The organism is Streptomyces sp. NPDC029296 (assembly GCF_055569255.1).
In genome coordinates this window covers 1-1,828 of the sequence record NZ_JBVHXT010000110.1, presented here as the reverse complement: position 1 = coordinate 1,828, position 1,828 = coordinate 1, and the positions used below count along the sequence as shown (strand labels likewise).

The following is a 1,828-nucleotide window of genomic DNA, read 5'->3' as shown; positions in this document are numbered from 1 at the left end:
CCTAATCCGTAGATAAGGGCGTCCCAATGGAGCAAAAGCTTGTGGGGACGCTCGAGTAGAGGGCTGCGATGCCTGCGGCGAACCGGGTCTGCTGAGACCTCCGCATAGAGCGGCGCGCGGTCCTCGTACTCATGGTGGCAGTTGCGTGGGCGTCGGTCGGACGCCTATTGGTTCCCCGGCCTCGATGCCCAAGGATAGATCGGCGGCCCCGGCGCCCATGCACCCGTCACCGTCCGGCCGGTGTTGGCGCCCGCTGGTGCTGGACGGACGTTTGACGTCCCTCCCGGCACGCGAGGCCTACCGAAAGATCGGCGCCGTCCAGCGCCGCCGGGCGTCAACACCCTCCGATTGATCACTCGTTGGTGTTGGTGGTGCGAGCCCGCTCCACGGTGACCTCTTGTCAAGCCCGAGCCGTTTGAGCTCCCGCAGAGACCGAGGCCCGTGGGACGAGCTGGTGCCACGAACGGCTACTGAGGTGGCGGACCGGCCGGAAGGGCTGAGTCCTGGGATTAGGGCGCTGCGTGGCCCGCATGAGCTCGTGACCAGCAAGAACAGTACGACGGAGGGGAAGATTTGATCTACTGCGGCATCGACTGGGCGGAACGCACGCACGACGTCGCCCTGGTCGACGACAGCGGCCAGTTACTGGCCAAGCGGCATATCACCGACGACGCGGCCGGCTACAAGATCCTGTTGGATCTGCTCGCCGAATACGGCGACACCGAGGAGAACCCGGTCCCGATCGCGATCGAGACCTCCCGCGGCCTGCTCGTCGGAGTGCTACGGACGGGAAAGCGGCAGGTCTTCGCGATCAACCCGATGGCCGCCGCCCGCTACCGTGACCGGCACAGCGTCTCCCGCAAGAAGTCCGACCCCGGAGACGCCCTGGTCCTGGCCAACATCCTGCGCACCGACATGCACGCCCACCGGTCACTGCCGCAGGACAGCGACCTCGCCCGCGCACTCGCCGTGCTCGCCAGAGCTCAGCAGGACGCCACATGGAACCGGCAGCAGATCTCCAACCAGCTCCGCTCTCTGTTGCGCGAGTACTATCCGTCCGCCCTGGCCGCCTTCGAGTCGTGGAAGAACGGTCTGTGCCGCCGGGAGGCGCACGAACTCCTCAAGGCGGCACCGACACCGACGCGGGCTGCGAGGCTGACACGCACGCAGCTGCAGGCCGCACTCAAGCGCGCCGGTCGCAAACGCGGCGTCGAAGCCGAGGCCGAACGGCTCCGTGAAGTCTTCCGCGCCAACTGGGCCCACCAGCCCCCGCTGGTCGAGGACGCGCTCGGCCAGCAGATGCTCGCGCTCCTGGTCCAGCTCCAGGCCGCCTGCACGGCGGCCGACAATCTGGCCGAGGCGGTGGAGGAAGCTTTCCCTCAGCATCCGGACGCTGAGATCATCCTCAGCTTCCCCGGCCTCGGCATCCAGCTCGGTGCCCGGGTGCTCGCGGAGATCGGGGACGACCGAAACCGCTTCGCCGATGCCCGGGGCCTGAAGGCATACGCCGGGGCTTCCCCCATCACCAGGGCCTCGGGCAAGAAGTCGAGCATCACCCGCCGGTGGGTGAAAAACGACCGCCTCAACCACGCCGGCTACCTCTGGGCCTTCTCCGCGATCACCGCCTCACCAGGCGCCAAGACCCACTATCGCAGGCGCCGCGAAAGCCACGGAGACTGGCACGCAGCTGCCCAGAGGAACCTCTTCAACCGCATGCTCGGCCAGCTCTACCACTGCCTTCAGCACCGCAAGCTCTTCGACGAGCACACCGCCTTCCCCGTCGAACTCGCCCCCGCAGCTTGACGTGTTGAGCGCCTGAGGTGTCTAT

1 protein-coding gene is annotated in these 1,828 nt (G+C 67.3%); it reads left to right on the top strand.

The window, feature by feature from the left end:
- The first annotated feature begins 573 nt into the window (after positions 1-573).
- A complete protein-coding gene (locus tag ACZ4W9_RS40250) occupies positions 574-1,803 on the top strand; it encodes an IS110 family RNA-guided transposase (protein WP_467944213.1) in 1,230 nt (409 codons plus the stop codon).
- The last annotated feature ends 25 nt before the right edge of the window (positions 1,804-1,828 follow it).